General features: G+C 71.2%; 22 protein-coding genes. 12 read left to right on the top strand and 10 right to left on the bottom strand.

The window, feature by feature from the left end; all coding sequences use genetic code 11:
- The first annotated feature begins 129 nt into the window (after nt 1-129).
- Entirely contained in the window at nt 130-465 is a 336-nt protein-coding gene (locus WME95_RS43770; RefSeq protein WP_437905139.1) for a hypothetical protein, read from the top strand.
- 111 nt (nt 466-576) lie between these two features.
- Here the strand turns inward: WME95_RS43770 and WME95_RS43765 are convergent, their stop codons facing one another.
- From WME95_RS43765 to WME95_RS43750, 4 genes are all read right to left on the bottom strand, one after another.
- Nucleotides 577-2,643, bottom strand: coding sequence for a protein kinase domain-containing protein (locus tag WME95_RS43765; RefSeq protein ID WP_437905138.1), 2,067 nt, complete (start codon nt 2,641-2,643; stop codon nt 577-579).
- Nucleotides 2,644-2,665: 22 nt separating this feature from the next.
- Nucleotides 2,666-3,646 (bottom strand): hypothetical protein, encoded by a 981-nt coding sequence (locus WME95_RS43760; RefSeq protein WP_437546623.1) that lies wholly within the window; start codon nt 3,644-3,646, stop codon nt 2,666-2,668.
- A 198-nt stretch (nt 3,647-3,844) separates the two neighbouring features.
- Nucleotides 3,845-4,615 (bottom strand): hypothetical protein, encoded by a 771-nt coding sequence (locus WME95_RS43755; RefSeq protein WP_437905137.1) that lies wholly within the window; start codon nt 4,613-4,615, stop codon nt 3,845-3,847.
- 94 nt (nt 4,616-4,709) lie between these two features.
- Nucleotides 4,710-5,015 carry a YfhL family 4Fe-4S dicluster ferredoxin gene (locus tag WME95_RS43750; RefSeq protein WP_012240614.1) on the bottom strand — a complete coding sequence of 102 codons (306 nt, stop codon included), beginning with the start codon at nt 5,013-5,015 and terminating at the stop codon, nt 4,710-4,712.
- A 168-nt stretch (nt 5,016-5,183) separates the two neighbouring features.
- Here WME95_RS43750 and WME95_RS43745 point away from each other — a divergent pair, with 168 nt between their 5' ends.
- From WME95_RS43745 to lpdA, 6 genes are all read left to right on the top strand, one after another.
- Nucleotides 5,184-5,924 (top strand): hypothetical protein, encoded by a 741-nt coding sequence (locus WME95_RS43745; protein WP_437905136.1) that lies wholly within the window; start codon nt 5,184-5,186, stop codon nt 5,922-5,924.
- Between the two features lie 53 nt (nt 5,925-5,977).
- On the top strand, nt 5,978-7,006 hold the full coding sequence (locus WME95_RS43740) for a HEAT repeat domain-containing protein (protein ID WP_437546617.1): 1,029 nt from the start codon (nt 5,978-5,980) through the stop codon (nt 7,004-7,006).
- Entirely contained in the window at nt 7,003-7,614 is a 612-nt protein-coding gene (locus WME95_RS43735) for a DUF4149 domain-containing protein (protein WP_437905135.1), read from the top strand. The genes WME95_RS43740 and WME95_RS43735 overlap by 4 nt, the downstream gene beginning before the upstream one ends.
- Before the next feature lie 38 nt (nt 7,615-7,652).
- Entirely contained in the window at nt 7,653-7,928 is a 276-nt protein-coding gene (locus WME95_RS43730; RefSeq protein ID WP_012240611.1) for a hypothetical protein, read from the top strand.
- A 114-nt stretch (nt 7,929-8,042) separates the two neighbouring features.
- Entirely contained in the window at nt 8,043-9,236 is a 1,194-nt protein-coding gene (locus WME95_RS43725) for a thiamine pyrophosphate-dependent dehydrogenase E1 component subunit alpha (RefSeq protein ID WP_437905134.1), read from the top strand.
- A 161-nt stretch (nt 9,237-9,397) separates the two neighbouring features.
- Nucleotides 9,398-10,804 (top strand): dihydrolipoyl dehydrogenase, encoded by a 1,407-nt coding sequence (lpdA, locus tag WME95_RS43720; RefSeq protein ID WP_437742307.1) that lies wholly within the window; start codon nt 9,398-9,400, stop codon nt 10,802-10,804.
- 185 nt (nt 10,805-10,989) lie between these two features.
- Here lpdA and WME95_RS43715 read toward each other — a convergent pair whose 3' ends face one another.
- The gene (locus tag WME95_RS43715) at nt 10,990-12,144 is read right to left on the bottom strand and encodes a bifunctional methionine sulfoxide reductase B/A protein (RefSeq protein WP_437555606.1); all 1,155 of its coding nucleotides are present in this window, start codon (nt 12,142-12,144) and stop codon (nt 10,990-10,992) included.
- 103 nt (nt 12,145-12,247) lie between these two features.
- On the bottom strand, nt 12,248-13,264 hold the full coding sequence (locus WME95_RS43710) for a hypothetical protein (RefSeq protein ID WP_437546609.1): 1,017 nt from the start codon (nt 13,262-13,264) through the stop codon (nt 12,248-12,250).
- 195 nt (nt 13,265-13,459) lie between these two features.
- On the opposite strand from WME95_RS43710, the gene gloB reads away from it, so the two are divergent.
- The 3 genes from gloB to WME95_RS43695 all read left to right on the top strand — a co-directional run bounded on the left by gloB (nt 13,460) and on the right by WME95_RS43695 (nt 17,013).
- Nucleotides 13,460-14,215 carry a hydroxyacylglutathione hydrolase gene (gloB, locus tag WME95_RS43705; RefSeq protein ID WP_437905133.1) on the top strand — a complete coding sequence of 252 codons (756 nt, stop codon included), beginning with the start codon at nt 13,460-13,462 and terminating at the stop codon, nt 14,213-14,215.
- 66 nt (nt 14,216-14,281) lie between these two features.
- On the top strand, nt 14,282-16,072 hold the full coding sequence (locus WME95_RS43700; RefSeq protein ID WP_437905132.1) for a 1-acyl-sn-glycerol-3-phosphate acyltransferase: 1,791 nt from the start codon (nt 14,282-14,284) through the stop codon (nt 16,070-16,072).
- Between the two features lie 32 nt (nt 16,073-16,104).
- Nucleotides 16,105-17,013, top strand: a complete 909-nt coding sequence (locus tag WME95_RS43695; RefSeq protein ID WP_437905131.1) for an NAD(P)-binding domain-containing protein — start codon at nt 16,105-16,107, stop codon at nt 17,011-17,013.
- A gap of 21 nt (nt 17,014-17,034) precedes the next feature.
- Here the strand turns inward: WME95_RS43695 and WME95_RS43690 are convergent, their stop codons facing one another.
- Both WME95_RS43690 and WME95_RS43685 read right to left on the bottom strand, forming a co-directional pair.
- Nucleotides 17,035-18,072: a M28 family peptidase gene (locus tag WME95_RS43690; protein ID WP_437905130.1), complete on the bottom strand. Its 1,038-nt coding sequence runs from the start codon at nt 18,070-18,072 to the stop codon at nt 17,035-17,037.
- 226 nt (nt 18,073-18,298) lie between these two features.
- A complete protein-coding gene (locus tag WME95_RS43685; RefSeq protein ID WP_437905129.1) occupies nt 18,299-19,234 on the bottom strand; it encodes an SUMF1/EgtB/PvdO family nonheme iron enzyme in 936 nt (311 codons plus the stop codon).
- 834 nt (nt 19,235-20,068) lie between these two features.
- Here WME95_RS43685 and WME95_RS43680 point away from each other — a divergent pair.
- Nucleotides 20,069-21,358, top strand: coding sequence for a hypothetical protein (locus WME95_RS43680; protein ID WP_437905128.1), 1,290 nt, complete (start codon nt 20,069-20,071; stop codon nt 21,356-21,358).
- Between the two features lie 632 nt (nt 21,359-21,990).
- Here the strand turns inward: WME95_RS43680 and WME95_RS43675 are convergent.
- Nucleotides 21,991-22,665 (bottom strand): hypothetical protein, encoded by a 675-nt coding sequence (locus tag WME95_RS43675; protein ID WP_437905127.1) that lies wholly within the window; start codon nt 22,663-22,665, stop codon nt 21,991-21,993.
- 178 nt (nt 22,666-22,843) lie between these two features.
- Between WME95_RS43675 and WME95_RS43670 the strand changes: the two genes are divergently transcribed.
- Nucleotides 22,844-22,975, top strand: a complete 132-nt coding sequence (locus tag WME95_RS43670; RefSeq protein WP_437905126.1) for a hypothetical protein — start codon at nt 22,844-22,846, stop codon at nt 22,973-22,975.
- An 18-nt stretch (nt 22,976-22,993) separates the two neighbouring features.
- On the opposite strand, the gene WME95_RS43665 is transcribed toward WME95_RS43670, so the two are convergent.
- Entirely contained in the window at nt 22,994-24,808 is a 1,815-nt protein-coding gene (locus WME95_RS43665; protein WP_437905125.1) for a right-handed parallel beta-helix repeat-containing protein, read from the bottom strand.
- Between the last annotated feature and the right edge of the window lie 156 nt (nt 24,809-24,964).

Here is a 24,964-nt window from a genome sequence, read left to right as displayed (position 1 = left end):
GCGGCCAGGCGAGGCGCACGCCGCCTCGCGACGCGAGCTTGCTCGATCCTCTCCGGGGCAGCCGGCTTCGTCCGAACCGGAGTATGCTTGCTCGGGGCGCGCGCAGCGCCCGTGTGTCCGGGAGAATCCATGATCTCGACGATCCGTTCGGCCCTCGCGCGTTGTCCGGTCCGGGCCCTCCAGCTCGCAGCCCTGGCGCTCACCCTCGCGACCACGGGGTGCGACAAGGTCGGGTGCTTCGAGTGGACCGAGATCGAAGGGGAATGCCCCTCCCAGGACGAGGCGCTCGCCTATTTCGGAAGCGACTCGTGCGGCGGCGAGGTCGAGTCGGTCGACAGCGAGGCCGAGTACGACGGCGATTACTGCTGCTACGACATCACAAAGCGCGACGAGTACGGGGGCACCTGCACCTCGCCTGGCGGGCGCATCTCGCCGCCGCCGCCCGCCCCGTCTCCGCCGAACTGAGCCGGCGCGCCGGACACCCCGCGCCTGCGCATCGCGGGCCTCGCGTAGGGCGCCGCCTCCGCCCTGGTTCATCGAGCCAGAGCTCGTCCAGCGCGTTCCTGTCGAGCTCCTCTAGAGCTCGTCCAGCGCGTTCCTGTCGAGCTCCTGGAGCGCCGCGAGATCCCGCGCTGCAAGCTCCTCCACATCGCCGGGAGCCTCGCGCGGGTAGGCCAGCGTGAGCTCGCCGTCGTGGACGTAAAGGTGCTGGCTGTCGATGCACCCGTGCGCGCCTCCGGCCGCGTGGAGCGCCGCGATGGCCTCGCCGAGGCGCGCACGCTGGGCCTTGGTCAGCGCGCGCGCCTCGTCGGCGAGCGCGCGGCCCTGGGGCAGCGCCACCCAGACCTCGCCGTTCGCGAGATCGACCCGGAGGACGGACGTCAAGGCCGCGTGGCCGGCGCGCGCGAAGGCTCGGGCCCGGGCGAAGGTCGCGTCGTCGAGCTGCAGCACGAGGACGTCGCGATCGAGCCAGGCGTCGTGCCAGCGCCCCTCCGTGTCCCGGCCGTCGCCGACCTCCAGGGTCGCCGCGAGCCGAGCCGCCGTGGCGGGCGGCGCGTCGCTCGATCGGGGCCGGCCGCTCCCGCGCGACCGCCGCGGCCGCGGGCGCTCTGGCCAGGCCATCGCGGTGATCGCGCGCCGCGCCTCGAACGCGTCGGCCGGCCGCGCGGCGGGGTCCTCCGCGAGCAGCGCCGCCACGGCCGCGTCGTGGGCCGCCGTGAGGTCCGGATGGACCTCGCTCGGCGCGGGATCGAGCTGCCCGCGCACGGCGGGGGCGGGCGGCTCTCCGGTGAGCAGCTCGGCGAGCACCGCGCCGACGCCGTACAGATCGCTCGCCAGCGTCGCCGGTCGGCCCATGCGCTGCTCCGGCGACATGTACGCGAACGTCCCGATCGCGCCCGCCGTGGCGGTGGACGAGAGATCCCCGAGGTGCGCCGCGCCGAAATCCGCGAGGTGAGCCGTCCCGATCTCGTCGAAGAGCACGTTGCTCGGCTTCACGTCGCGGTGGAGGATGCCGAGGCGGTGCGCCTCGCCGAGCGCGGACAGGAGCGCGCCCGCGATCTCGACGGCGCGCGCGGGCGTGACCGGATCCCCCCGCAGCCGCTCGATCAGGGACCCGCCCGTCATCCAGGCGAGCACCATCGCCGGCCCTTCGGGGTGGTACGCGCGGAGCGCGACGACGTTCGGGTGCCGGAGCTGGGCGAGGGCGCGCGCCTCGCGCTCGAACCGGAGGAGCGCGTCGCGGCCCGCTCCGAACGCCGCGCCCGCGAAGATCTTCACGGCGACGCGCTCCGCCGTGATCCGGTCGCGCGCCTCCACCACGCGCGCGTGGGGCGTGGCCGTGACCTCGCGCAGGGTCTCGTAGCGCCCGAAGAGGAGCGGCCCGACGGGCGCGGGGCCCGCGGGAGGAGGTCCCGCGGCGGCGCTGCCGGGAGCGGCGCCTCGCGACGAGAGCGCCTCCTGGCCTGGCGGATCGAGCCGGGCGAGCTCCTCGCGGACGGTCCGCGCGGCGTCCTCGAGCCCGAGCTCGCTCAGGCAGCGGCCGAGCAACGGCAGCGCGCGCGCCCGCTCGGCGGCGGCGGGCGGCAGCTGCTGGAGCGCCCGCACGGCGGCCTCGGTGCGGCCGTGGCGCGCGAGCAGCTCGCCCAGCGCGAGCCACGCCGCCGCGTCGCCCGGGCGGCGGCGGAGCGCGGCCTCGAGCACCCGCGCGCCGTCGGCGGGGCGGCCGGCGAGCTCGAAGCTCTCTGCGGCGCGGCACGCGTCGTGGGCCGCGGTGAACGCCTCCGCGGCCGCCGCGTGAGCGCCGAGCGCCGCGAACAGCGCGCCCGCGTGGCGCGAGAACCCGCGCGCCGCGAGGTCGGCGGCGGCGCGCAGCGCGGCGTCCCGGGGCGACGTGGCGGCGATCCGCTCGAGCGCCTCGCGCGCGAGCGCCTCGTCGCCGCCGAGCGCGGCCATCAGCGCCGCGCGGGCCGGGTCCCCGGCTGCCAGCGCCTCCCGGGCCGCGCCGGCGAAGTCGCAGACGCGCTCGAGCAGCTCGGAGGCGCCCGCGTGATCTCCGGCCGCCGCGAGGAGCGCGGCGCCGCGATCGCGCTGCCCGATCGCGGCGAGCTCGGCCGCGCGACGTCGCAGATCCTCGTACGCCACGCCGATGTCGGTCGGAGCGCCGTCAGCGCGCGGCGATGCGCGCTCGGCCGTTCACGGAGAGGTCGAAGCGCACCTCGCCGAGGTCGATCCCCGAGGTGTTGATCGGCACCTGCCGCGTCCGGTGCACGGCGAGGGTCGCGTTCGCCGGCAGAGGCCCGAGCGTCGAGGGATCCAGCAAGGAGCCCGGGATCACGCCCCGCCCGGTGTCCTTGAACGCGCACCGCACGGTCGCGCCGTGCGCCGAGGTCACGTCGACGTAGATGACGTCCCGCGCCCGGCCGGCCTCGCCGCTCTCGCCCGCGCGCCACTGCACGACCGCGCCGACCCCTGCGTCGAGATCGACGCCGTCGGCCAGCTCGGCGTCGCCGATGCGCACCTCCTCGGGACCCGCGGGGGCATCGGCCTCGAACGCGAACCGGTCGAGCTGCCCCGAGCCGGAGCTCTCGAACACGTACCGCGCCGGCGCAGGCAGATCGCTGGTGGCGTCGCGCGACGTGTAGAACACGCCGAAGACCAGGGCGCCCACGTCCGGGAACGCGCGGGCGGCGAGCGGCATCTCGGTGCTCTCGGTCTTCATCGTCACGTCGCCCGCGTCGAGGAGCTCGATGGGGCTGAGCGAGCTGAAGCTGCTCGCCTCGTCGTCGGCGGCGGGCGAGAGGACCATGCAGCTGCCGGCGGAGGGGAGGACGAACGGCTTCCCGACGGCCCCCTCGGCGAGCTCGGGATCCATCGCGGACGAGAGCCGCATGAACTTCGCCAGCACGTTCGTGACCGCCCCCGTACCCTCGGCGCCCGCGCTCGGAAGCGCGGCCTCGTCGAGCTCACCGGGGGCTGCGGTCGCGGCGGCGTCCCGGCTCAGGTTGATCGCGCGCTCGACGCGCACGACCCCCTGGGTGACCACGCCGTTGGCCTCCGTCGCGTCGCCCGCAACAGGCGCCGAACAGCCGACGAGAGCCGCACCTGCGAGCAGGCATGAGGTGGCGAGGGCGCCGTGGGGACGCATAGATCCGAGTCTAAGACGGGTCCTCCGGCCGGGCAAGCGCCTGTGCTTGCCACCGAAAATGGCAGGGAATCCGTCTGATTCCGTTTTGCTACGTTTTGTTGCGCTTTGCCGCGACTTGCCGCGCTTCGTTACGTCTGGGAACGCTCTGAACGCGGCGTTCGCCGACGTTGCAACGTCGTTGCGTTTGTTTCGACCGTGTCAGAAAGTGACCGTGAGGCCGCCGCCTGGGGCGACGGTGCCCTGATCGATCGCGACCGGATCGCCGGCGATCTCGCCCTCGGCGTGGTGGTAGGTCGCGGTGGCCTCGATCGCGACGTGCACATGGCGGAACCCCGCGCGGACGCCCAGCACGAACCCGAGCTGGAGATGCTGGCCCGAGGCGTCGACGAGCGGTCCTCGGAGCGCCGCTCCGGCGGCGGGCAGCCGCACCTCGCCGCCGAGGAGCTCGAAGCCGAGCCGGGGACCGAACCAGAGCGCGTAGAGATCCGCGTCCGACCGGAAGCCGAGCAGGAGAGGGACGTCGAGCCCTGCGCCGTGGACGTCGATCCCTTCTGCGCTGGGGCCCGGCCCGCCCGCGAGCAGCGCCGAGGCGCCGAGGCCGATCGACAGGGCCGCGTCGCCGAGCGGGAATGCGTGGCGCCCGTCGAGCCGGATGGCTCGCCCCGTGTACGTCAGCCCCGCCTCGTTCTCGCCCTCGATCCCGACGCGGGCGCTGGCCCAGGGCGCGACGCCCGGCGACACGGTGATCTCGGAGAGCTTTCGCCGCGCGGCGCCCTCCGCCGCCGCCGCCGGGCCTGTGGCGCTCGCCCCTTCGTCCGCCGCTCCGGCGACGACCATGTCACCCGACAGGCCGCCGCCGAGGCGCACGGCGCCGGGACGGAGGACGTGGGCCGGGTGGAGCAGCGGACCGCTGCCATGGCAGCCCGCGCAGGCACCCGCGAGGACCACTGCGGCCCAGCGCCGGATCACGGTGTGACCCGGGCGCCGCATTGAACCGACGATGCCGGCGGAGGCATGGGAAGCGCGGCCGGAGAGGCGACGCGATGGTGCGCGAAGAGGCGCGCTACTTGCGGAAGCGCGAGGGGTAATCGTTGGCAGCGGCCCGCTTCTTCAGCTCCCCGTCGTCGGGGTGCAGCCTGACGGCGCGCGCGATGAGGACTTCCTCGGTCTCCACGATCTGCGGGTTGGGCAGGCAGCACTCGACCGGGCACACGGCCTGGCACGCTTCGTGATCATAGAAGCCGACGCACTCGGTGCAGAGCTCCGGATCGATCACATAGATCTCGTCGCCCTCGCTGATGGCTTCGTTCGGGCATTCCGGCTCGCAGGCGCCGCAGTTGATGCAGTCTTCGGTGATGTAAGTCGCCATGGCCTTCGCTTCGTTCTCCGGGGTCACCCCGGTCCGCTCGTTTGTAGAGGCCTGACCGCAAGGTGTCAATTCGGGCGGAAGCCAGCGCCGGTTCCGGGACGGCGTCGTGGGCGTCGTGGGCCTGCGCTTGCGCGCGGGCGGCCCTGCCGGTACTAAGCGGCCTCCTCGATGCTCCGCCTCACCGAGCCCGCCCTCCTGCTCGCCTTCCTTGGCGCATCCTCGCTGCTCGCCGGATGTGGCCCCCAGATCGGCGATCCGTGCACCTCGTCGCTCGATTGCGTGCAGGCAGAGCAGCAGCTCCTCTGCGATGGGACGCAGCCTGGCGGCTACTGCACGGTCTTCAACTGCGAGCCGGACAGCTGCTCCGGGAGCAGCGTCTGTGTCGCGTTCAACCCGGTGATCGATCCGGCGTGCAGCGAGCTCGAGAACGTCCGCTGGCCGCGCTTCGAGCGCACGTTCTGCATGGCCACCTGCGATGAGGACGACGATTGCCGCAGCGGCTACTCGTGCGTCGCGCTGGGCAACATCCAGGGTGCTGCAGCGATAGCGCCGGGCGAGCGCAACGCCGCGATCGTCGACGCCAGGCCGGACGGCTCGAGGGCGTGCCTGCCGAACCCGCCGTCTGCGTCGAGCGTCGCCAGCGAGCCGCCGGGCGGCATCGAGAGCGAGCCCGGGGTGTGCAGGGCCGCTCCTGAACAGACGGAGGAATGGCCCCCCTACACTCCGGATGCCTCGGGCGCAGGAGGCGCTGGCGGCGCTGGAGGGTCGGGTGGTGCGGGAGGCGCCGGCGGCTCGGGTGGCGAAGGCGGCTCGGGTGGCGAAGGCGGCTCGGGCGGCGAAGGCGGCTCGGGCGGCGCTGGCGGCGAAGGTGGCGGTTCGGGTGGCGCTGGCGGCTCGGGCGGCGGCTGAGCGCCGCTCGGTGCGGCCCGGCTTTGCGCATCGACCGTGCTAGCGTTGGCCGCGTGTTCGGACCGGCCCCCGCGAAGAGAACGCTCGAGGCTGCGCTGCGCGACGTCGCTTCGCAGAAGCCCGCCGTGCGCGCGGAGGCCGTGAGCGACCTCGTCCCGTATGCCGCGACGGCACGGGAGCAGGTCGTGCGCGCCATCGAGGGCGCGCTCCGCGTCGATGAGCACGCGGCGGTCCGCGCGGCGGCGGCCATCGCCCTCGCCGACACGAAGGCCGTCGAGGCGCTCCCGGCCCTGCTCCTCGCCGTCGAGGACGTGGATCCCTACGTCCGGCAGATGGCGATCACGGCGCTCGGTGAAATCGGCGACATGCGGGCCACGGGCCGGCTCCGGCGCGCCCTCTCGGACGAGCGGCCCGAGGTGCGGTTCCAGGCGGTGATCGCGTTCCCGCGCGTCTGCGCCCAGCAGGCCGACGCGATCGAGGCCATCATGCAGGCCACCCACGACGACGATCCGCTCGTCTGCCACATCGCGCTGCGGATGTTCGAGGAGCTGGGGGAGTCCAGCGGCGAGCTGCCTCCGTTGGGCATGGAGCGGGCCCGCGCGCTGCTCGGCCACGCGTCCCCGCTCGTCCGGGCAGCGGCGGCCGTCGTCACCGCGCGCTTCGGCGATCCGGTGGGCCACCCCGTGCTCGCCGAGATCGTGGGAGGAAAGCTCCACGGCGTCGATCACGAGGACGAGGCCGCGGCCATCGAGCTCTGCGGCGAGCTCGGCCTCGCTGCTTCGCGGAGCGCCCTGGAGCGGCGCGCCTTCGGGCTCAGGCTCGGCTTCGGCCGCGATCCGCTGCGCTGGCACGCGCGCGTCGCGCTCGCGCGGATGGGCCACGAGCGGGCCATCCGCGACATCCTCAGCGAGCTCGGCGCGTGGGACCGCCACAAGCGCACGCTCGCCGTCGCGGCCGCCGGTCGCGCCCGCCTCTCGGCCGCCCGCCCCGCGATCGCGGCGATGCGGGGAGACGAGCGGAAGGCCGATCAGGGGGCCGTCGAGGAGGCGCTCGCCGTCCTCGCTGCCGAGGTGGATGCATGAACGATGAAGCCCAGTTCAGCGAGGCGGACCTCGCCCCGAGCCCCGAAGAGCGCGCCGCGTCGCGCCGCTCCCTCATCGATCGCGTGGCCGCGAGCGTGGCCGCGCTCGCGGCGGGGGCCTGGGTCGGCGGCATCGTGGCGCTGGGCGCCTGCGCTGCCCCGTTCGTCTTCCGGCTCGCCCCGGCCCCCTTCTCCGGTGACGCGATGAGCGCGGCGTTCGCGCGCTTCGATCAATTCGCGCTCGGCGCCGCGGTGATCCTCCTCGGCGCCGAGGTGGCGCGCACCTGGGCCGCGTACCGCCTGGGCGCCGGCCGCGCGGCGCGCGTGCGCCGGGTCGTCGCCATGGTGCTGGCCGGGTGCGCCGCGTACGTCGGTCTGGCGCTCACCCCCCGCATCGCGGCGCTCCACCGCGAGGGCGTCCGGCGCGGCGAGGGGGATCTCGGCATGGAGCTCGAGCGCATCCACCGCCGCGCCGAGCTCGTGAGCAAGTCGGAGGTGTTCCTCGGGGCGAGCCTGGTCCTCTTGCACGTCTTCACGCTCGGCGCGCGCCGCCCCGAGCAGGACGACGACGAGGAAGCGGCCGCCCCGCTGCCGCCCGGCCCGCGGTAAGGACGCCGCGCATCGCGCCCACGACACGGAGGGATCCGATGCCGCGTGACAACAAGCTCTATAGCGGCTTCGTCAACCACGATTACATCCTCACCTTCTCGATCGCCGACGAGGCGAACCGGTCGCGCCTCGTCGCGCTCTGCGCCGGACCGTGGCAGGGCGACGAGGTCACGCCCGACACGTGGGAAGTGTCCAACACGCTGAGCCCCGATCAGATGGAGCGCGCCATCCTCGATCTGATGGGCGACGCGGACCGCGCCGCTTACTACTACCTCTCGGACAGCAAGCGGATGTTCCGCGTCCTGCTCGGCTGAGCTCGTGCGCGAGCGACGTGAGCCGCTTCGCTCCGGCGCGCCGCGGGGGCGGGAGGGGCGTCCCCGCGGGCCGAAGGGGCCGCGAGCGCCGTCATTTCGCGGTATGGTCCGGTCATGAGCGAGCTGGAAGCCACGCCGCCCGGCGCCTCCGCGAGGTCCGCCGCCGACGCCCCTCCACCTCACGCGCCCACGTCCCGACCAGGGGAGGGGGCCGATGAGGGCTTGCTCAGCGTCCTCCGGGACGATGGATCCCTGGATCCCGCGACCGACCCCTGCCTGAGCGACGCGCTGCTGCTGCGCGCGTACCGCGAGATCAAGCGCCTCAGGCTGCTCGACGCGCGCATGCTCCTGCTCCAGCGGCAGGGGCGGGTCGGCTTCTACGGCGCGTGCACCGGCCAGGAGGCGACGCCGATCGCCACGGCGCTCGCGGTCGAGCCCACGGACTGGATCTTCCCCGCGCTGCGCGAGAGCGTGATGATGCTGGTGCGCGGCTTCCCGCTCCGCACCTATGTGGCCCAGGTGTTCGGCAACTCGGGCGACCTCCTCCAGGGGCGCCAGATGCCGTCGCACATGAGCGGGCGGCAGGTGAACCAGGTGTCCTGGTCGAGCTGCATCGGCCCGCAGCTCCCGCAGGCGGTCGGCGCCGCGTGGGCCGCGAAGCTGCGACGCGACAGCACCGTGGTCGTGGGGTTCATGGGCGACGGCGCGACGAGCGAGCCCGATTTCCACAGCGCGATGAACTTCGCGGCCGTCTTCAAGGCGCCGTGCGTCATGATCTGCCAGAACAACCACTGGGCCATCAGCGTGCCCACGGACCGGCAGACGGCCTCGAGGACGATCGCCGTCAAGGGGCGCGCCTACGGCGTGCCGTCGGTGCGGGTCGACGGCAACGACGTCATCGCCGTCTACCGCGCCGTCTCCGAGGCGGTCGCGCGGGCTCGTGACGGCGGCGGCCCCAGCTTCATCGAGGCGCTCACCTACCGCGTCGGCGCGCACTCCTCGAGCGACGACCCGAGCCGCTACCGATCGCAGGAGGAGGTCGATCGCTGGACGCAGCGCGACCCGCTGCTGCGCCTCGGGCGCCACCTCGCCGGCCGCGGGCTCCTCGACGACGCGGCGGAGTCCTCCCTCGAGGCGGAGCTCAACGCCGAGATCGCCGCCGCCGTCGCCGAGGTCGAGGCGATGGGCCCGCCTGCCCGAGAGACGCTGTTCGACGACGTCTACGCGGAGCTGCCCTGGCACCTGCGCGACCAGCGCGCAGAGCTCCTGCGCTCCCCGAAAGCGCCGCCGCACGGCGGCGGGCGCTGACCTCGGGGAGGGATTTCCCCTCGCTGCGAGGTCGTGTAAGCCCCGGGCACCCAGGGACGGCTCGCGTTTGCGGGCGCGGCCTCAGGGCTGTCGGCGAGGGGCTTGCCTGACGAACCCCGGCGCCCCTAGTTCCAGTCTCCGAAGCGCACAAAAGGACAAGGATGAAGACCTACGACGCAATCGTGATCGGAGCCGGCCCCGGCGGTTACCCCTGCGCCATCCGGCTCGCTCAGCTCAAGCTGAAGGTGCTCTGCATCGAGAAGGAGAACGTCGGCGGCGTCTGCCTCAACTGGGGGTGTATCCCCTCCAAGGCGTTGATCTCCGCCGCCCACCTCTACGAGAAGTCGCAGGCCGGCGCCGCGATGGGCATCAAGGTCAGCGGCGTCGAGCTCGACGCCAACAAGATGCAGGACTGGAAGGAAGGCATCGTCAAGAAGCTCACCGGCGGCGTCGGTTCGCTGCTCAAGGGCAACGGCGCCGACGTCGTGAACGGCACCGCCACGGTCGTGGGGCCGAAGCGCGTGGACGTGACGCGGGCGGACGGCTCGGTGGAGCAGTTCGAGGCGACCAAGGCGATCGTGATCGCGACCGGCTCGACGACCATCGAGATCCCGACGTTCAAGTTCGACGGCGACACGATCATCGGCGCGAAGGAGGCGGTCAGCCTGCGCCGCGTCCCGAAGCGGCTGATGGTGATCGGCGGCGGCGTCATCGGCCTCGAGCTCGGCATGGTCTACCAGGCGTTCGGCGCCGAGCTCATCGTCGTCGAGGCGCTGCCGGAGCTGCTCACGGGCGTCGACCCCGACTGCACCAAGATCGTCGAGCGCAAGATCCTGAAGCGCGGCGGCACGATCCATAAGAACGCCAAGGCGCTCGGGTACGAGAAGCAGAAGGACGGCTCGGTCGGGGTGAAGATCCAGTCCGACGGCAAGGAGCAGACGATCGTCGTCGACACCGTGCTCGTCGCCGTCGGCATGCGGCCGAGCAGCAAGGGGCTCGGCCTCGAGAAGGTCGGCGTGACGGTCGATCAGCGCGGGTTCGTCCCCACGGACAAGTTCTGCCGCACCAACGTGCCGTCGATCTACGCGATCGGCGACGTCAGCGGGCCGCCCCTGCTCGCGCACAAGGCGACGAAGGAGGGCGAGATCGCCGCCGAGGTCATCGCGGGGCACAAGGCCGAGAAGGACTGGGTCGCGATCCCGGGCGCGATCTTCACCGATCCGGAGATCGCCACGGTGGGGCTCACCGAGGCGGAGGCGAAGGCGAAGGGCCTCGAGGTCAGCATCGGCAAGTTCCCGTTCTCGGTGCTCGGCAAGGCCATGGCCATGAACGAGACCGAGGGCTTCGTGAAGATCGTCGCCGACAAGAAGACGAAGCAGGTGCTCGGCGTCCACATCGTCGGGCCGGAGGCCAGCACCATGATCAGCGAGGCGTCCCTCTCGCTCGAGATGGCGGCCTTCCTCGAGGATCTCTCGCTCACGATCCACCCCCACCCGACCCTCGGCGAGTCGCTGATGGAAGCCGCCGCCCACGCCATGGGCGCCGCGATCCACATCGCCAATCGCTAGAGCGACGGTCACCCGCTTCGGATACGGGCCCACCTCGACGTTTTCGGTGCTCAGCGCACCGGAGTGCGCTTGCGCGCCGAAAACGCCGATCTGGGCCCGTCTCCTGTGCGGGAGACCGCCGCTCTGCTCTGCGTGTGGCAGAGGTGGGCGGAGACAGCTGTCGAGCAACGAACCGCTCGACTACGTCAATCGCGCATGAAATGGCACGTGTACCCGGCCGGGTATTTTTCCAGGTACTTCTGGTGGTACTCCTCGGCGCGCGTGAACGGCCCGGCCTCCACGATCTCGGTGACGAGCGGGGCGCGCCACTTGCCGCTCTTGTCGACGCGCGCCTTCACCTCCTCGGCGATGCGGCGCTGCTCGGGCGTCGTGACGAAGATCGCTGAGCGGTACTGCGTCCCGACGTCGTTGCCTTGGCGGTTCGGCGTCGTGGGATCGTGCATGCGGAAGAACCACCTCTCGAGCAGCTCGGCATAGGACAGCTTCGCGGGATCGAAGACGATGCGCACCGACTCGGCGTGGCCCGTCGATCCGGTCTTCACGTCCTGATAGGTCGGCGCCTTCGTCCGGCCGCCGGCATAACCGACCTCCGTCTCGAGGACACCGGGGATCTGCCGGAGGAGCTCTTCCATCCCCCAGAAGCAGCCGCCCGCCAGGACGGCCGTCTCCAGCGTCGTCTGGCACCCAGGCGCCTCCCCCGGCGCCGGGACGGCGCAGGCGTTCGCGCTCGCTTGCTGCCGAGGCGCGCCGCCGCGGCCCTCGAACAGCGCCCGATAAGCGCCGTAACCCTCCGCCTCGAGGCGAGCCAGCGGGATGAACCGGAGGGACGCCGAGTTGATGCAATAGCGCAGCCCGTCGGGCCCGGGCCCGTCCTCGAAGACGTGCCCGAGGTGCGAGTTGCCGGCCTTGGAGCGCACCTCCGTTCGGACCATCCCGTGGCCCCTGTCCGAGCGCTCCACGACGCGCTCCGGCTCGACGGGGCGCGTGAAGCTCGGCCAGCCGGTGCCCGAGTCGAACTTGTCGAGCGACGTGAAGAGCGGCTCGCCGCTCGCGACATCCACGTAGAGGCCCGCCTCGTGGTTGTCCCAGAAGGCGTTGCGGAACGGCGGCTCGGTCGCGTCGCGCTGGGTGACCTCGTATGCGAGCGGCGTGAGCTGCTTGCGCAGCTCCTCATCCGACGGTTTGCGATAGCTTCTGTCCGACATCGTCACAGCCTCCTTGGACCCCGGAATCACCTTGCTCGCCCTCCCTGCATCGCCGGCGCGAAAGCACGCGAACACGGCGGCGCACGCAATGAGGACGAGCGCGAAGAGAAGACCAGCAGCGCGGAGCCGTTTCATCATCCACCTGGCCTGTCGAGGGTAGCGCACCTAACCCTCCTACGCCCCGCGGCGCCGCTGGTTTCGCCCGGCGAGCGCGGCCCACGCAGCGCCGGCCTCGGCGCTACGGGCCGCCGCTCTCGAGCGAGGCGTCGCTCTCGCCGGCGCTCTCGCCGGCGCCCCGCTCGAAGCACTCGGCGGGGATCTCGCGCGCGCGGCGGACGAGGCGGGTCGCCCCGATGAACGCCGACGTGACCGGATCGTAGTAGCCGCTCGCCCCGTGCAGGCCCGGGACCGCGCGCTGGTAATGGCGCGCGACCCGCTCCATGAGCGCCTCGCGGACGTACTTGCCCACCATCGACGCCATCGCGACGCACAGATCCGAGGCGTCGCTATCGCGGACGAACGCGATCTCGCCGAGGCCGGGGAAGCGGTAGGCGCTGCGGGCGCGGCCCTCCTCGAGCACGGCGTGCATCCTCCCCGCGAGCGGGCCGAACACGGAGCCATACTTGCCGAAGCCGCCGACCTTTCCGCACACCGCGAAGACCTCGGCGCCGGCGAGGCCGCGGAGCTCCAGGACGAGGCGCTCCATCGCGTGGAGATCGAGCACGAACCTGTTCTTCCCGGCGCGCGCCCCGTCGTTCATCCGCTTCGCGCAGAGCAGCACCGAGCGCACGGCGACGACCTCGACCCCCTTCTCCGAGAGCTTGTCGAGGTCCTTGCCGATCGCGCCGAGCAGCTCGTCGGACGCGGTGAACGCCTCGCCCTCCGCCGACCAGCACTGCTCCTCGACGTGGCCCGGGCAGAGCGCGCGGAGCGCGGGGCGATCCTCGAGCGCGACGGCGTGGAGCAGCTCGTCCACCGACGACGCGCCGCTGGCCGTCCCCGCGCGGCCGCAGCCGCGCGCGACCAGCGCGCGAGCCCAGGCCTCGCCGAGCGAGACATCCCCGTGCGCCACGAGCTGCTTCGAGTCGCCGAGCCGCTGGGCGAGGGCGCCGCGAGGGGCGCGGCCGGCGACCTGCCAGCCCGCCTCCGTGACGCGCGCGAGGACCGCCGTCACCACCATCGGACCGAGCCGCGGGCCCAGCCCGTTCTCATCGACGCCGATGCGGTAGCGGACGGAGGGCTCGGCGGACGTCATGCCGGCCCCTCTGCCACACCATGGCGCCCGCGTCACCGCGAGGATCTCCGCCAGGCCGCCCGCCGCCCCGCTCGGGATCACTTGCCGGTTCGGTCGCAAAATTCTCAAACTTTCGCGAGCTCATGCGCGATCCACGCGCGCCGCGCGCACCTTTTCCCCGGCTCTCACCGGGGGCGCCGCTATAGTCGACGCCTCATGCGCATCCTCCCCGTGCCCTGCCTCAGCGACAACTACGCGTACCTCGTGGCCGCGGACGGGCGGCGCGAGGCGATCGTCATCGATCCCTCGGAGGCCCAGCCGATCATCGCGGCGCTCGAGCGCGAGAAGCTCAGTCTGGTCGCCATCGTCAACACCCACCACCACCACGATCACGTCGGTGGCAACGAGGCGCTCCGCGAGCGTTACGGCGACCTCCCGGTCTATGCGCACTCGAGCGACGTCGGGCGCGTTCCGGCGCAGACGGAGCGGGTCGAGGAGGGCACGCCGGTCCAGCTTGCCGGCCTCACGCTCCAGCCGTTGCACGTCCCCGGCCACACGCTCGGCGCCGTCTCGTATTGCGTCGAGGACGTTGTGTTCACCGGAGACACGCTCTTCATCGCCGGATGTGGCCGCATGTTCGAGGGGACGCCGGAGGTGATGCACGCCTCGCTCTCCAAGCTCGCGGCGCTCCCGGCGCATACGCGCGTCTTCTGCGGTCACGAGTACACCGTGAACAACCTCCGTTTCGCCGAGGCGGTCGAGCCCGAGAACGAGGCTGTCCGCAAGAAGCTCGCGGCCGCCCGCGCGGCCCGGGAGCGCGGCGAGCCCACGGTCGGGAGCACGATGGCCGACGAGCTCGCGACGAACCCCTTCCTGCGCTGTGGCGAGCCGAGTTTGAGGGCGCGCTTCCCGGGGGCCGCGCCGTCCGACGTGTTCGCCGCCGTGCGTCGCGCGAAGGACGATTACCGCTGACTTTCGGCGTCGCGCGCGGCCGTATTCCGCTCGCGCCCGCCGTCCGATTTCTATACGACTAGGCCCATGGACTCCCGCGCTCCCATCTTCGGGTTCAACGACGCGCGCGACGAGATCGTGCGCACCGTGGTCGACCGGGTCGTCGGCTCCACGAGGGATCCGCTGCTCGCCATGAACGAGGCGGCGTATCAGGAGTCGAAGCGGCTCGAGGGGTCGCGGAAGCCGCAGGACATCCGCGAGCTCGCCGAGTGGCAGCGGCTCGCCCGCTCGCTCGGCCGCATGCACGACGCCGAGCGCCGCCGCCGCCTGCGGGAGCTGTCGGAGGAGTACGCGTGGGACATCGCGGGGAACTTCGACCGGCGCGTCTACCAGCTGTCGTCGCGGCTCCTGCCGCCGGTCGTGAGCGCGCTGCTCGCGCCGCGGAAGCTCATGACCGTGGTCCGCGACCCGCTCAAGCTCGTCAGCCTCGAGCTCCTGGCCGACCGGGTGCTCGTGGAGGGCCCGCTCGCGAAGCTCCGCTCGCTCGTGCAGCGCGGCACGGCCGTCTACGTCCCGACCCACATGTCGAACATGGACTCGATCGTGTTCGGCTATGCCCTCGAGCGCGCCGGCCTGCCGCCCGCCACGTACGGCGCCGGCAAGAACCTGTTCACGAACCCGGTCCTCTCGTTCTTCATGCACAACCTCGGCGCCTACCGCGTCGACCGGCGCATCCGGCACAACCTCTACAAGGACGTGCTGAAGACGTACTCGGGCGTGCTCCTGGAGCGCGGCTACCACTCGCTGTTCTTCCCGGGGGGCACGCGGTCCCGCTCGGGCGGCGTGGAGCGGAAGCTCAAGCTGGGCCTGGTCGGCAGCGCGTTCGAGGCCTACACGCGGACGCTGCAGAGCGGCCGCGAGCGCCGCGTCTTCTTCGTCCCGGCCACGATCAACTACCTCATCACGCTCGAGGCCGAGACGCTGATCGCCGATTTCCTCTCCGAGGCCGGCAAGGGTCGCTTCATCATCGAGGACGACGAGTCGAGCCGCATCGGCCGGATCGCCTCGTTCCTGCGCAAGCTCCTCGCGATGAACGCCGCGGTGGTCATCCGCTTCTCCGAGCCGCTCGATCCGTTTGGCAACCGGGTCGACGAGCTCGGCCGCTCGTTCGACGCCCGCGGTCGCGAGGTCGATCCGGCGAGCTACGTGAAGGATCAGGGCGGCAAGGCGGTCATCGACGCGGCGCGCGACGCCCAGTACGCGCGCGAGCTCGGTGAGGAGATCTGCCGGGCGTACGCGCGCGACACGGTCGTGATGGCGACGCACGTCGTCGCGGCGGCGAGCTTCGCCCGGCTCCGCAGCCAGGCGCCCGCCGCGGATCTCTTCACGGTGCTCCGGCAGCGCGACGTGCTCACGGTGCCGCGCGACGACCTCGCGGCCGACGTGGTGGCCCTCTGCGATCGGCTGCGCGCGCTCGAGCAGCGGGGGTGCATCGTGCTGGGGGAGGACGTCCGGCTCGGCTCGGGCGGGGACATCGTCGAGCGCGCGCTGCGCTCCTTCGCGGGCTACCACTCGTCGCCGGTGCTCGACTCGCGGCCCGACGGCATCGCGATCTGCGACACCAACCTGCTCTTCTACTACCAGAACCGCCTCGCCGCCCACGGGATGGCGTGGGACGTCATCGCCCCGCCCGGCGTCCCTTCCGGCCTGCAGGTCCAGCCGCCGCTCCCGCCGCTCGAGCCCGCCTCGTCGCCGCCGCCCTTGGAGGAGCCGCGGGGCGCGACCTCGTCCGCTTCGTCCGCTTCGTCGTCGTCGTCCCGCGCGGGCGAGGCGGACGCGCACGTGGGCTCGATGAACGGCGCCGGGGGTGGCCAGTGAGCGCCCCGGGGAGCGCGCGTCCGGCGCCTTCGGTGGGGGTCATCGGCGGCGGTTTCTGGGGCGTGGCGCTGGCGCTCGCGGCCAGCCGCACCGGCGCGGAGGTCCTCCTGTACTCTCGCCGCGAGCAGCCGCAGATCAAAGGCGGCCCGCGGATCGTGCGGGACCACGCGGAGGTCGCCCGGGCGCGGCTGCTCGTGATCGCTGTGCCGTCGAACGCGGCGCGGACGGCGCTGCGCGCGCTCGGCGATCACATGGACGGCTCGCACCTCGTGATCCACGGCGTGCGCGGCCTCGAGGGTGAGGCGCTGAAGACCGTCTCGGACCTGGTGCGCGAGGAGACCCCGGCGCGCCGGGTGGGCGCGCTGGGCGGCCCCGTGCAGGAGGACGAGCTCCGGGAGGGCCGCCCCTCGGCGATGGTGTGCGGCTCGCGCTTCCCGGAGGTCCACGCCGCGGTGACCGCGGCGTTCCAGTCCCAGGCGCTCCACGTCTACACGACGCCGGATCTCCAGGGCCTGGAGTGGGCGTCGGCGCTGGTCGGCTGCCTCGCCGTCGGCGTCGGCTTCGCCGAGCAGGCGGGCGCGGGGCCGGGGTTGCTCGCCGCGCTGATCTCGAGGGCGGTCGACAGCGCGGCTCGCGTCGCCGCCGCGGCGGGCGCGGAGGAGCGGACGATGCTGGGGCTCGGCGGCTACGGCGACCTGCTCGCCTCGATCCGGCTCGAGGGCCGCCCCGAGGTGGTGCTCGGCAAGGCGCTCGCGCGCGGGCGGACGCTCGACGAGGCGGTCGCGGAGGCCAGGCTGCGGGTGGAGGCGATCCCGCTGATCCCGCGCGTCGTGGCGTTCGCGAAGGCGCGGAAGGTGGATGCGGGGGTGTTCGAGGCGCTCGAGGCGACCCTGAAGGGCGGCGCGCCGAGGGCGGTGCTCGATCGGATGTTCGCGGCGTGAGGCATGGCGACGGCAGCGCGCTCACTCGTTCGCGAGCGCGAGGACGGCCTGGGCCACGCCGGTGACGACCTTGGCAGCGCGCGTGTAGTCGAGCGTATCCGGCGTGTCCTTGTCGGTGTGGTAACGCCGGTTGCGCAGAAACGCTGTGTCCGTGATCATGACCGCTGGATAACCCGCTTCCCAGTAGCTCCGGTGGTCGGACCAGTCCACGCCCTGAACGAGCGCCGGAGCGCTCAGGGAATAGGCGGGCAGATCGGTCGCGCCGCCCATCGCCCCCTTGACGGTGCGAACGAGCGAGAGCCCTTCCAGGTTGCCGATCACGGCCACGAAGTTCCCCTTCGTGGGATAGAGCATGGATAGCGGCGCCAGCGGGAACGCCTGGCTGTCCTCCTCGTCGGTGAAATACCCGATCATCTCCAGGCTGATCATCGCCCGGACCTTCACGCCTGCTGCTTGCATCGCATTCGCGTGATGCGCGCTGCCCATGTGCGCAGACCGGAAATAGGGCGGCTCCTCCAGCGTGAACGCCACGAGCTCGACGTCGCCGCGGAGGGGTGCGCGGCCGAGCATCCGCCCCAGCTCGAGCAGCCCAGCCACGCCGCTCGCGTTGTCGTCGGCGCCGGGCAAGTCGTCCGCCGCGTCGTAGTGGGCGCCGACCACGACGCGCGTCGACGAGTCCGGGCCGAACCGGGCGAGCACGTTGCGGTACGTCCGCCCCTCGACATCGTAGAGCTGCTCGGTCACGCGTCCTCCAGCGGCCCTGAGCTCGTCGCGGAGGTACGCCGCCGCGCGGTCCAGCTGAGCGATCTGCCGGTAGCCCCGCGGGCGGAACTCCTCCACGAGCATCCGAACGTCGCGCTCCACGCGAGCGGGGTCCGCGAAGAGCGCCGGAGCTGGCGGCGGGAGTGCCGCCACGAGGGGCTGGCTGACGCAGGCTCCGATGGCCGCGAGGCCGGAGAGGAGCAGCGCCGCGGCGGCCGTGGCCCATCGGCCGTAGCGGGGGCGAAGCCTCGTGATCGCACGAGCGTCTTCCAGGGGCGTCGCTGCGCTCGTGGTCATCGAGAGGGCAGGACATCTGGCGGAGGTGCTCTGTTCCTGGCGCGGGCAGGAATCGACGGGCGATCGTCCGAGAGGGCTACCCGTGATGAGACGGCCGCCCGCGATGAGCACGCCGCGACCGTTCCTGGGCGCAGCGTCGCTGAGGTCGCGCCGCGGGCGAGCTCGCCTGGGCCTGCGGGCGCCGGGGACATCGGCGCCGAGCCGCGCGTCGCGGCCGGCCGCGCTGTCAGCCGCCGCCGTCTCGCTGGCTCGCGTTGATGGCCCCCGGAGCGGCCGGCAGGTCGGCGCTGTCGCAGCAGCGGAATCCCGTGGAGTAGTCGTGGTAGGTCGGCTCGTGGGCGATGGTGGTGAAGTAGCAACCGGGGCCGAGCTCGCTGGTCGTGCTGAAGAAGCCGCCCATGAACACGCCATTTCCCTCATGCCACGGCTGATCGCGGCGCTCGACGCCTTCGGTGCTCATCCGCATCACGAGCTCGTCATCGACCATGTCGCCGACCCACTCGTGCAGGTTCCCGACCATGTCGTGGACGCCGAGCTCGCTGGCGCAGCCGGCGTGTTCGCCGCTCCTCGCCAGGAAGCCTGATTTCTGGTCGAGGTCGGGGCTGTTGAAGTGTCGTTCGTAGCTCCACCCGCCCGGCGGGTGCTCGCCGAAGACTTCCCGCAGGAGGTGGGGTTTGCCGGTGTTGCACCGCCCGCGCTCGCCGCGCGGGCCATAGGGGTAGCGTTGGGCGCCGTTGCCGCGGCAGGCGCGCTGCCATTCCCGCCGCGTGCAGAGACGCTTGCCGGCGGCGACGCAGGCGGCCTTGGCCTCGACGCGGCTGATGTACGCCTGCGGAAAGACGCCGGCCGCGCTGCGGGCGAGGTACCGGACGCCCGGCTCGGGGCGCTTGAAGTGCGGGTAACCGGCGAGCTCTCCGCCGGCGTCGATGACAAGGTGCGCCTCGTAGCGATCGATGCAGAATCCGCCGACGAGGGCCATGTCGGCGGGGCATGGGCCGGGCGGCGGGGCGGGAGGGGCGAGCGGCGGGGCGCCGGTCGAGCCGAGCGGGGGCGCCTCTGTGGGGAGGACGCTCGGGCTGACGGTGATCGGCGTGGGATCGGGGGCTGAGGCGCCCGGGATGGCGGCGCCGGCGTGCGCGCTGCCGGTAGACGCTGGCGCCATGAGCGCGGACGCCGCGGCGGGAGCCATCCTCTCGGCGGCGGGCGTCATGTGGGGTTCCCCGGGAGCGTCCGCTTTCTTCCTCGGGCTGGTGCCGCCATCGTTCGGAACGGAGCACGCCGTGAGCCATCCCAGCGCAGCGAGCAAGGCTGAACCTGCGGGGCGTGACGGGCGGCGCCGGGGCACCGAGGATCTCTTCGACAAGCGAGCCTGGAGGCGATCGCGGGACGGCGCGGACGGCACGAGGCGGAGTGTACACGCGCCCCGCGCGCGGCTGGGTGGGATTGCGGCACGCTCTTCCGCCACGCGCGCCAGCGCCGCTCCCGTGGCTCACGTCGTGGTAAGTGAGGACACGCTGAGGGGAGAAGCGAAGCCTCGAGGTCAAGGAGCCTGTCGCGCGCGATCGGCGGAGCGGTGGTCTCGTCTCGACGCAACGGTTCGCGCGAAGCGCTCAGGCTGACGCCCCGCCCTTCTCGCTCTACGATGGCGCGCATGAGAATGCGCACATCGCTCCGATGCCTCGCAGGTGTCGGCATCATGGCGGCATCCGGCTGCGGGCTGCTGCTCGGCCTAGACGACTTCGAGGACGCCGCATCCGCGGCCGCCACGACGGCGACGGGGACAGGCGGAAGCTCCACGTGCGAGCCCGAGCACGTGATCGAGTGCTACTCCGGGGCCCCCGGGACGAAGGGCGCCGGGATCTGCGAGGCCGGGTCGCAGGCGTGCAAGCAGGACGGCTCCGGGTACGAGGCGTGCGAGGGCGAGGTGACGCCGGCGACAGAGACGTGCGCGAGCACGGACGACGAGGACTGCGACGGGAAGGATTGCGCCCAGTGGGTGACGAGCTTCGGGAACGAGGCGCCGCAGACCGCGACTGCGGTGGCGGTTGATTCCTCCGGCAACAGCTACGTCATCGGAACTTTTGAAGGAGACATTGTTCTCGGGGGGACAGTCATGGCTTCTTCGTCGGGGGCAGATGATATATTCTTGATTAAGTTTGCTGCGGATGGATCCGTTGTTTGGGTTAAAGCATTTGGGAATTCTGATATGCAGTGGCCAACTGCGATCAGTGTTGATGCGGAAGAGAATGTCTTCTTCTCGGGTATCACTTGGGGTCCATTTGAGCTGAATGGAGTGTCGATTGATCGTGGCGTGTTCCTTGTCAAGGTTGATCCGTTGGGTGAGCCTGTTTGGTCAAAGCATATTTCTGGCTTGTGTTCTCTGCCGTTCCCGGCTGTGCATTCGATCGTTGCTGCGGGGTCCGATGGTTTGATCGTTGCGGGGGAATTTTGTCAGTACGTTAGTTTTGGAGACTCTATTCTGCTCGCGGATGGAGCGAGTACTGACGTGTTTCTTGCGAGGATTCGTGCTTCGGATGGATCAAGTGCGGTCGCGGACGGCGCCTGGGTAAAAGTGTTTGGCGATTCCGAGCCTCAGTATGGTCGTCGTCTCGCTGTGGAGGATGATGGATCTGTTGTGTTTGTCGGTGAGTATTACGGTAGTGTGGATTTTGGTTTAGGTGCGTTGCGCGCGGCTGATGGGCAAGATATATTTGTAGTTCGATTTGAGCCTGACGGAGCGGTCTCCTCGCAGCGACGTGTCGGCGGAACCGGTAATGATTATGTGAACGGCATGGCCTTGGATGACGTGGGGGGTGTCCTGTTGTCCGGCAGCTTCGACGGGGTTCTTAGTGATATGGGTGACGGCGACTTTGAGGCCGTCGGCCGAGATGGATTTTTGCTCAAGCTGGACTCAGGTAACCGGTATCAGTGGAGCCTGTGGCTGAGCGGCGAGGGGGAGCAGCTGGGGAGCCATGTGGCAATCGATCGTGATGGCGATATATACGTACAAGGTGGTTTTGAAACAGTAGTTCGCTTCGGAGGCGCCGAGCTTTCTTCCGAGAGCGAGTCCCGCTCCGTGTTTTTTGCCAAGATTTCGAGGGTTGGCCAGCTGTCCTGGTCCAGAAAGATCGATGGTTTCTCTGACATCGGATTGGCCGGTATGGCTCTTACTTCTTTAGGGGAGCCGATGCTCGTAGGGTCGTTCTCAGGAACCATCGAGCTTGGCACCGGCACTCTGACGACGAGCGGAGGAACGGACGCATTTCTTGCGAAGCTTGTTCCGTGAGAGCGCTGTTCGCGTGATCAGCGGTCGCAGGTCCGCGCAGCGAGTTAGGTTGGTGGAGACTATCCAGAGTGTGAATCCAACGAGCTACCAGAGTCCTGGCAGGGATGCACGAACAAGGTAGGTGCCCCCGGTGTCACACGCGCATCGAGGAGCTCGGGATTGGGCGTGTCTCGGGCAGTTTGTAACGCGAGCTGGTAGCACTGCTGCAGGACGTTGCCCTGGATCGGCAGAAAAACCGCCCATGTCGCCAAGGGGAGAAGAGGAAGTGTCGTTCCGATATTCTCCTATTCCCCTTATTCCTTGGAGCCCTGAACGTCATGGCGGTTCCCGCCATTGTCCGAATTCCCGCAGTAGATGCGATGCGCCTGCGGCGCACCACCACCTATGAAAATTGGAGCACTTGGCTCGCGATTTCCAAGGCAGTGTAAGGCGTCGCGAGCGTTGATGGCTGTGTGGCAGGAGAGTTCGGAGGGGATTCGCGGGGCTGCGTGATCGGCACGCGGGGAGTGCACACGCGGCAGGCGGGCTGACTGGAGGCTATCGCCGTCCGCTTTTCGAGCTTCCTTGCGATCGGGGAGGCCGATGAGGGCGTTCTCGTGCGCAGAGTTGCCCTCGCGCCCCCTGCGGGGTGCTCAGTTGCACGGATCGGCGATCGCGCCGCAGCTCTCCTCGCAGCTCGTGCACGCGCAGGTATACACCGCGGTGAACTGGCTCTCGGCGCCGGGGAACTGTGCGTCGCATGCGTCGAAGCACGCGGGCTGCGCGTCGTCCTGGAAGCACCCCTGAGCGCAGGCGAACCAGCTCCGGCATGTATCGCTGAATGCGCAGAGGGTCAGACAGCTGTTCTCGATGGCGCAGGACCGGCACGCTGCAGCGTCAGCGTTTCCGCCCCCAGCGCCGGCGTCGCAGTTGCCGAGGCAGATCAGCAGGTCGGTGTTCGTGACGTTCAGGTCTTCGCACGCTGTGTCGAGGATGCACTGTGAAGCGCACTCGTAGCCCGGCTCAGAGCAGTTGATGGAAACGGATTCGCAGCTGAGATCGCTGCATTCCTCGACCTTCGCGCACGCCTCCTCGCACTCGGTCAGTCCCGCCCCTCCGCCTGAACCGCTCGATGCCGCCGTCGTCGACGCGGTGGTCGAGCTCGTGGCCGAGCCAGTGGTCGTCGTCGTGGTGCTCGACGTCGTAGTGCTGGTCGTCCCCCCGCCGCTCCCGCCGCCCCCGCCGGGGTTCTCCGTCGTTTCCCCGGAGCACGCCGCGAACGCCGCGATACTGAACACGATAACCAAAGAAGAAGTCTTGCTGCGCATCGCCATTCTCCTTGGGCACGCCGCGGCCATTCTCCACGTCATTGCCCCAACGCGGCGGGATCGTTCGCCTGTTTCTCACCCCCGGCAACATTTTTCGCTCGCAAGCGCTCACGCTCGCGGGGGCGTCGCCACCATTCCAGCGTCCGTTGGCATCTCAGCGCGCCCGGGCATAGCCGTCGTGGTCGTGCCCGAGGGCGCCTGCGCCTGGCAGAGCCGCGGCTTCGCGGCGCTCGCCGACGCCTGCCTTCCCTGCCTCGCCGATGCCCCCCGCCAGCTCGTCATCGCCCCGGCCGCCGCGCCCGGCGCCTGACACCTCCGCCGCCTCCCGTCAGCCCGGCCCCGGCGACAGGGCCCCGAGCTCCGCGCCTTTTCGCTCCACGCCGAGCAGATCCCGCGCAGGCACCTCGCGCGCGTCGCCCTGCCCGATCAGCATCTTCGACGACCGCTTCGGCCTGAAATCCGGCCGGTTCGGGTTGAGCTTCCACCATCCCCCCTCGAGGATCACCCACGGCTCCTCGCTCGCGCGCACCACCTCCGTCGCGAACCGCGCGCGCGTGATGCCCGTGATCGCCCGCGTCTCCGGCAGCGCCGCCGCGAGCCGCTTCAGCCCCTCGGGCATGCCGCCGTAGCTCACCTGGGTCACCACGTTGTGGCCGGCGTCGAACCGGTAGATGCTCGTGCTCAGCACCTCGATCGACGGCGAGGCGTCGCTCACGAGGATGTTGTTCCGCAGGCGGCAACCCCAGCTCCCGTTGCCGCACTGGAGCGCGGGCCGGCCCCTCGCGCTCAGCACCACGGTGTTGTTGCGGATCAGGTTGTTGCGGCAGCCCCAGAGCGGCAGCGCGTCAGGCCCGGTCACCTGCTCCGGAGCGCGCGGGCCGGGCTCCACATAGGCCCGGTCGAACGGGTTCGCGTTGTCCCACTGCGCGATCCCGCTGGCGAGGTTGCCATAGATGAGGTTGTTCTGCACGACCGAGTCAGACACCCCGGCGAGGTTGATCGCCCCCCCGCCGCTGCGCCCGTTGCCGTTGATGACGTTCTGCTCGATGATGAAGTTCACGCCGCGGCCGTCCGGAAACCCGTGCTCGCCGAACCGCTCCGTCGCGCGCTTCATCAGCTCCGCGGCCCAGGCGCGGGTCGGCTCCCTCCGCGGATGATCCCGGAACGACGGGTGCTCCAGCACCGCGTCGAGCGAGGCCTCCGGATCGAGGTTCGCCTGGAACCCGCTCGCGTTGTTGCCGAAGAACACGTTGCGACGAACCACGTAGTTGTCCGATCCGTCGGATATGTAGGCGCCGTGCTCGCCCGCCGAGAAGGCGAACAGGTTGTCCTGCAGGAGGACCGTGTGGCTGTCGGTGGAGTGAACCCCCCACGTCCGATGGTGATGCGCGAAGTTGCCGACGATGGCGATGTGGTGCGCGAGCCTGCTGGTCTCGCCGAAGGCGCCGTCGATCATGATCCCCGCCTTCGGCTCGGCCGCGCTCTGCCTGCCAGGCGCGCTGCTGCCAGCGAGACGGAATCCCTCGATCACGACGTGGTGCGCTGCCTTCAGGTAAATCATCCAGTTCGGGTCGGCGGCGCACCCCCGGTGGATCACGACCTCGCCCGGGCTCCCCATCGCCTTGAAATGGATGTACCGCTCCTGACCGGCGCTCGGCTTGTCGCCAACCGAGAACCCCGCGTACGTCCCGGGCAACACGGCGATGAGGTCGCCGCCGCGCGCCGCGTCCGCCGCCTCCTGGAGCGTGGCGAACGCGCGCGTGACAGGGAGGTCCCGCGGCTCGGCCGCAGCGCCGCGCGCGTTCAGATCGAGCGCGGCCACGCGGATCGCGGCGGGGGCCGGCGCGCCGACGACGAGGACGCGCTCGTACCGCGCCTGCAGCTTCAGCGTCTGGCGCACCCACTCGTCGGAGTCCCGCGTGGTCACGAACGGTTCGGCGGCCGCGGGCGCTTGCGGCGCCGGCGACTCGGCGGCCTTCGTCGGCGGGGGCCGTTTCTGCGCCGGCGGGGGCGCCGCCTCCTCGGGCGGCGGCCCCGCGACCTGGATCGTGCCGCTGCACGCGAGCGCGGCGACCGCGATGAGCCCGCCGCCGATGCGCGCGCAGCCACGGGCCAGCTGGATGACGCTTGTCGATCCTCTCATCTCGACGCTCCGGGGAAGGCCACCCCTCCGAGGTGCGCCGCGCGTGCGGCGCTCGGCTCTGGCTACACCGGCTTACCCCAAAGCGCGCGCTTCAGCCAGACGAGCGCGCGCCTCGGCCAGGGCCCGCCACGGCCCGCGCGCGCCCGGCCCGCGCCG

The organism is Sorangium sp. So ce327, assembly GCF_051530205.1.
GTDB classification, from domain to species: domain Bacteria; phylum Myxococcota_A; class Polyangia; order Polyangiales; family Polyangiaceae; genus Sorangium; species Sorangium cellulosum_B.
The sequence above is the reverse complement of the archived record's forward strand: the minus strand, read 5'-3'. Positions and strand labels throughout refer to the sequence as shown.

Bases quoted from the DNA above. Each gene is read 5' to 3' on its own strand.
- lpdA (WP_437742307.1), top strand. From the start codon at position 9,398: ATGAAGACCTACGACGCAATCGTGATCGGAGCCGGCCCCGGCGGTTAC.
- WME95_RS43770 (WP_437905139.1), top strand. From the start codon at position 130: ATGATCTCGACGATCCGTTCGGCCCTCGCGCGTTGTCCGGTCCGGGCC.
- WME95_RS43730 (WP_012240611.1), top strand. From the start codon at position 7,653: ATGCCGCGTGACAACAAGCTCTATAGCGGCTTCGTCAACCACGATTAC.
- WME95_RS43760 (WP_437546623.1), bottom strand. From the start codon at position 3,646: ATGCGTCCCCACGGCGCCCTCGCCACCTCATGCCTGCTCGCAGGTGCG.
- WME95_RS43665 (WP_437905125.1), bottom strand. From the start codon at position 24,808: ATGAGAGGATCGACAAGCGTCATCCAGCTGGCCCGTGGCTGCGCGCGC.
- WME95_RS43725 (WP_437905134.1), top strand. From the start codon at position 8,043: ATGAGCGAGCTGGAAGCCACGCCGCCCGGCGCCTCCGCGAGGTCCGCC.
- WME95_RS43685 (WP_437905129.1), bottom strand. From the start codon at position 19,234: ATGGCGCCAGCGTCTACCGGCAGCGCGCACGCCGGCGCCGCCATCCCG.
- WME95_RS43745 (WP_437905136.1), top strand. From the start codon at position 5,184: ATGCTCCGCCTCACCGAGCCCGCCCTCCTGCTCGCCTTCCTTGGCGCA.
- gloB (WP_437905133.1), top strand. From the start codon at position 13,460: ATGCGCATCCTCCCCGTGCCCTGCCTCAGCGACAACTACGCGTACCTC.
- WME95_RS43675 (WP_437905127.1), bottom strand. From the start codon at position 22,665: ATGCGCAGCAAGACTTCTTCTTTGGTTATCGTGTTCAGTATCGCGGCG.
- WME95_RS43700 (WP_437905132.1), top strand. From the start codon at position 14,282: ATGGACTCCCGCGCTCCCATCTTCGGGTTCAACGACGCGCGCGACGAG.
- WME95_RS43710 (WP_437546609.1), bottom strand. From the start codon at position 13,264: ATGACGTCCGCCGAGCCCTCCGTCCGCTACCGCATCGGCGTCGATGAG.
- WME95_RS43750 (WP_012240614.1), bottom strand. From the start codon at position 5,015: ATGGCGACTTACATCACCGAAGACTGCATCAACTGCGGCGCCTGCGAG.
- WME95_RS43690 (WP_437905130.1), bottom strand. From the start codon at position 18,072: ATGACCACGAGCGCAGCGACGCCCCTGGAAGACGCTCGTGCGATCACG.
- WME95_RS43735 (WP_437905135.1), top strand. From the start codon at position 7,003: ATGAACGATGAAGCCCAGTTCAGCGAGGCGGACCTCGCCCCGAGCCCC.
- WME95_RS43715 (WP_437555606.1), bottom strand. From the start codon at position 12,144: ATGAAACGGCTCCGCGCTGCTGGTCTTCTCTTCGCGCTCGTCCTCATT.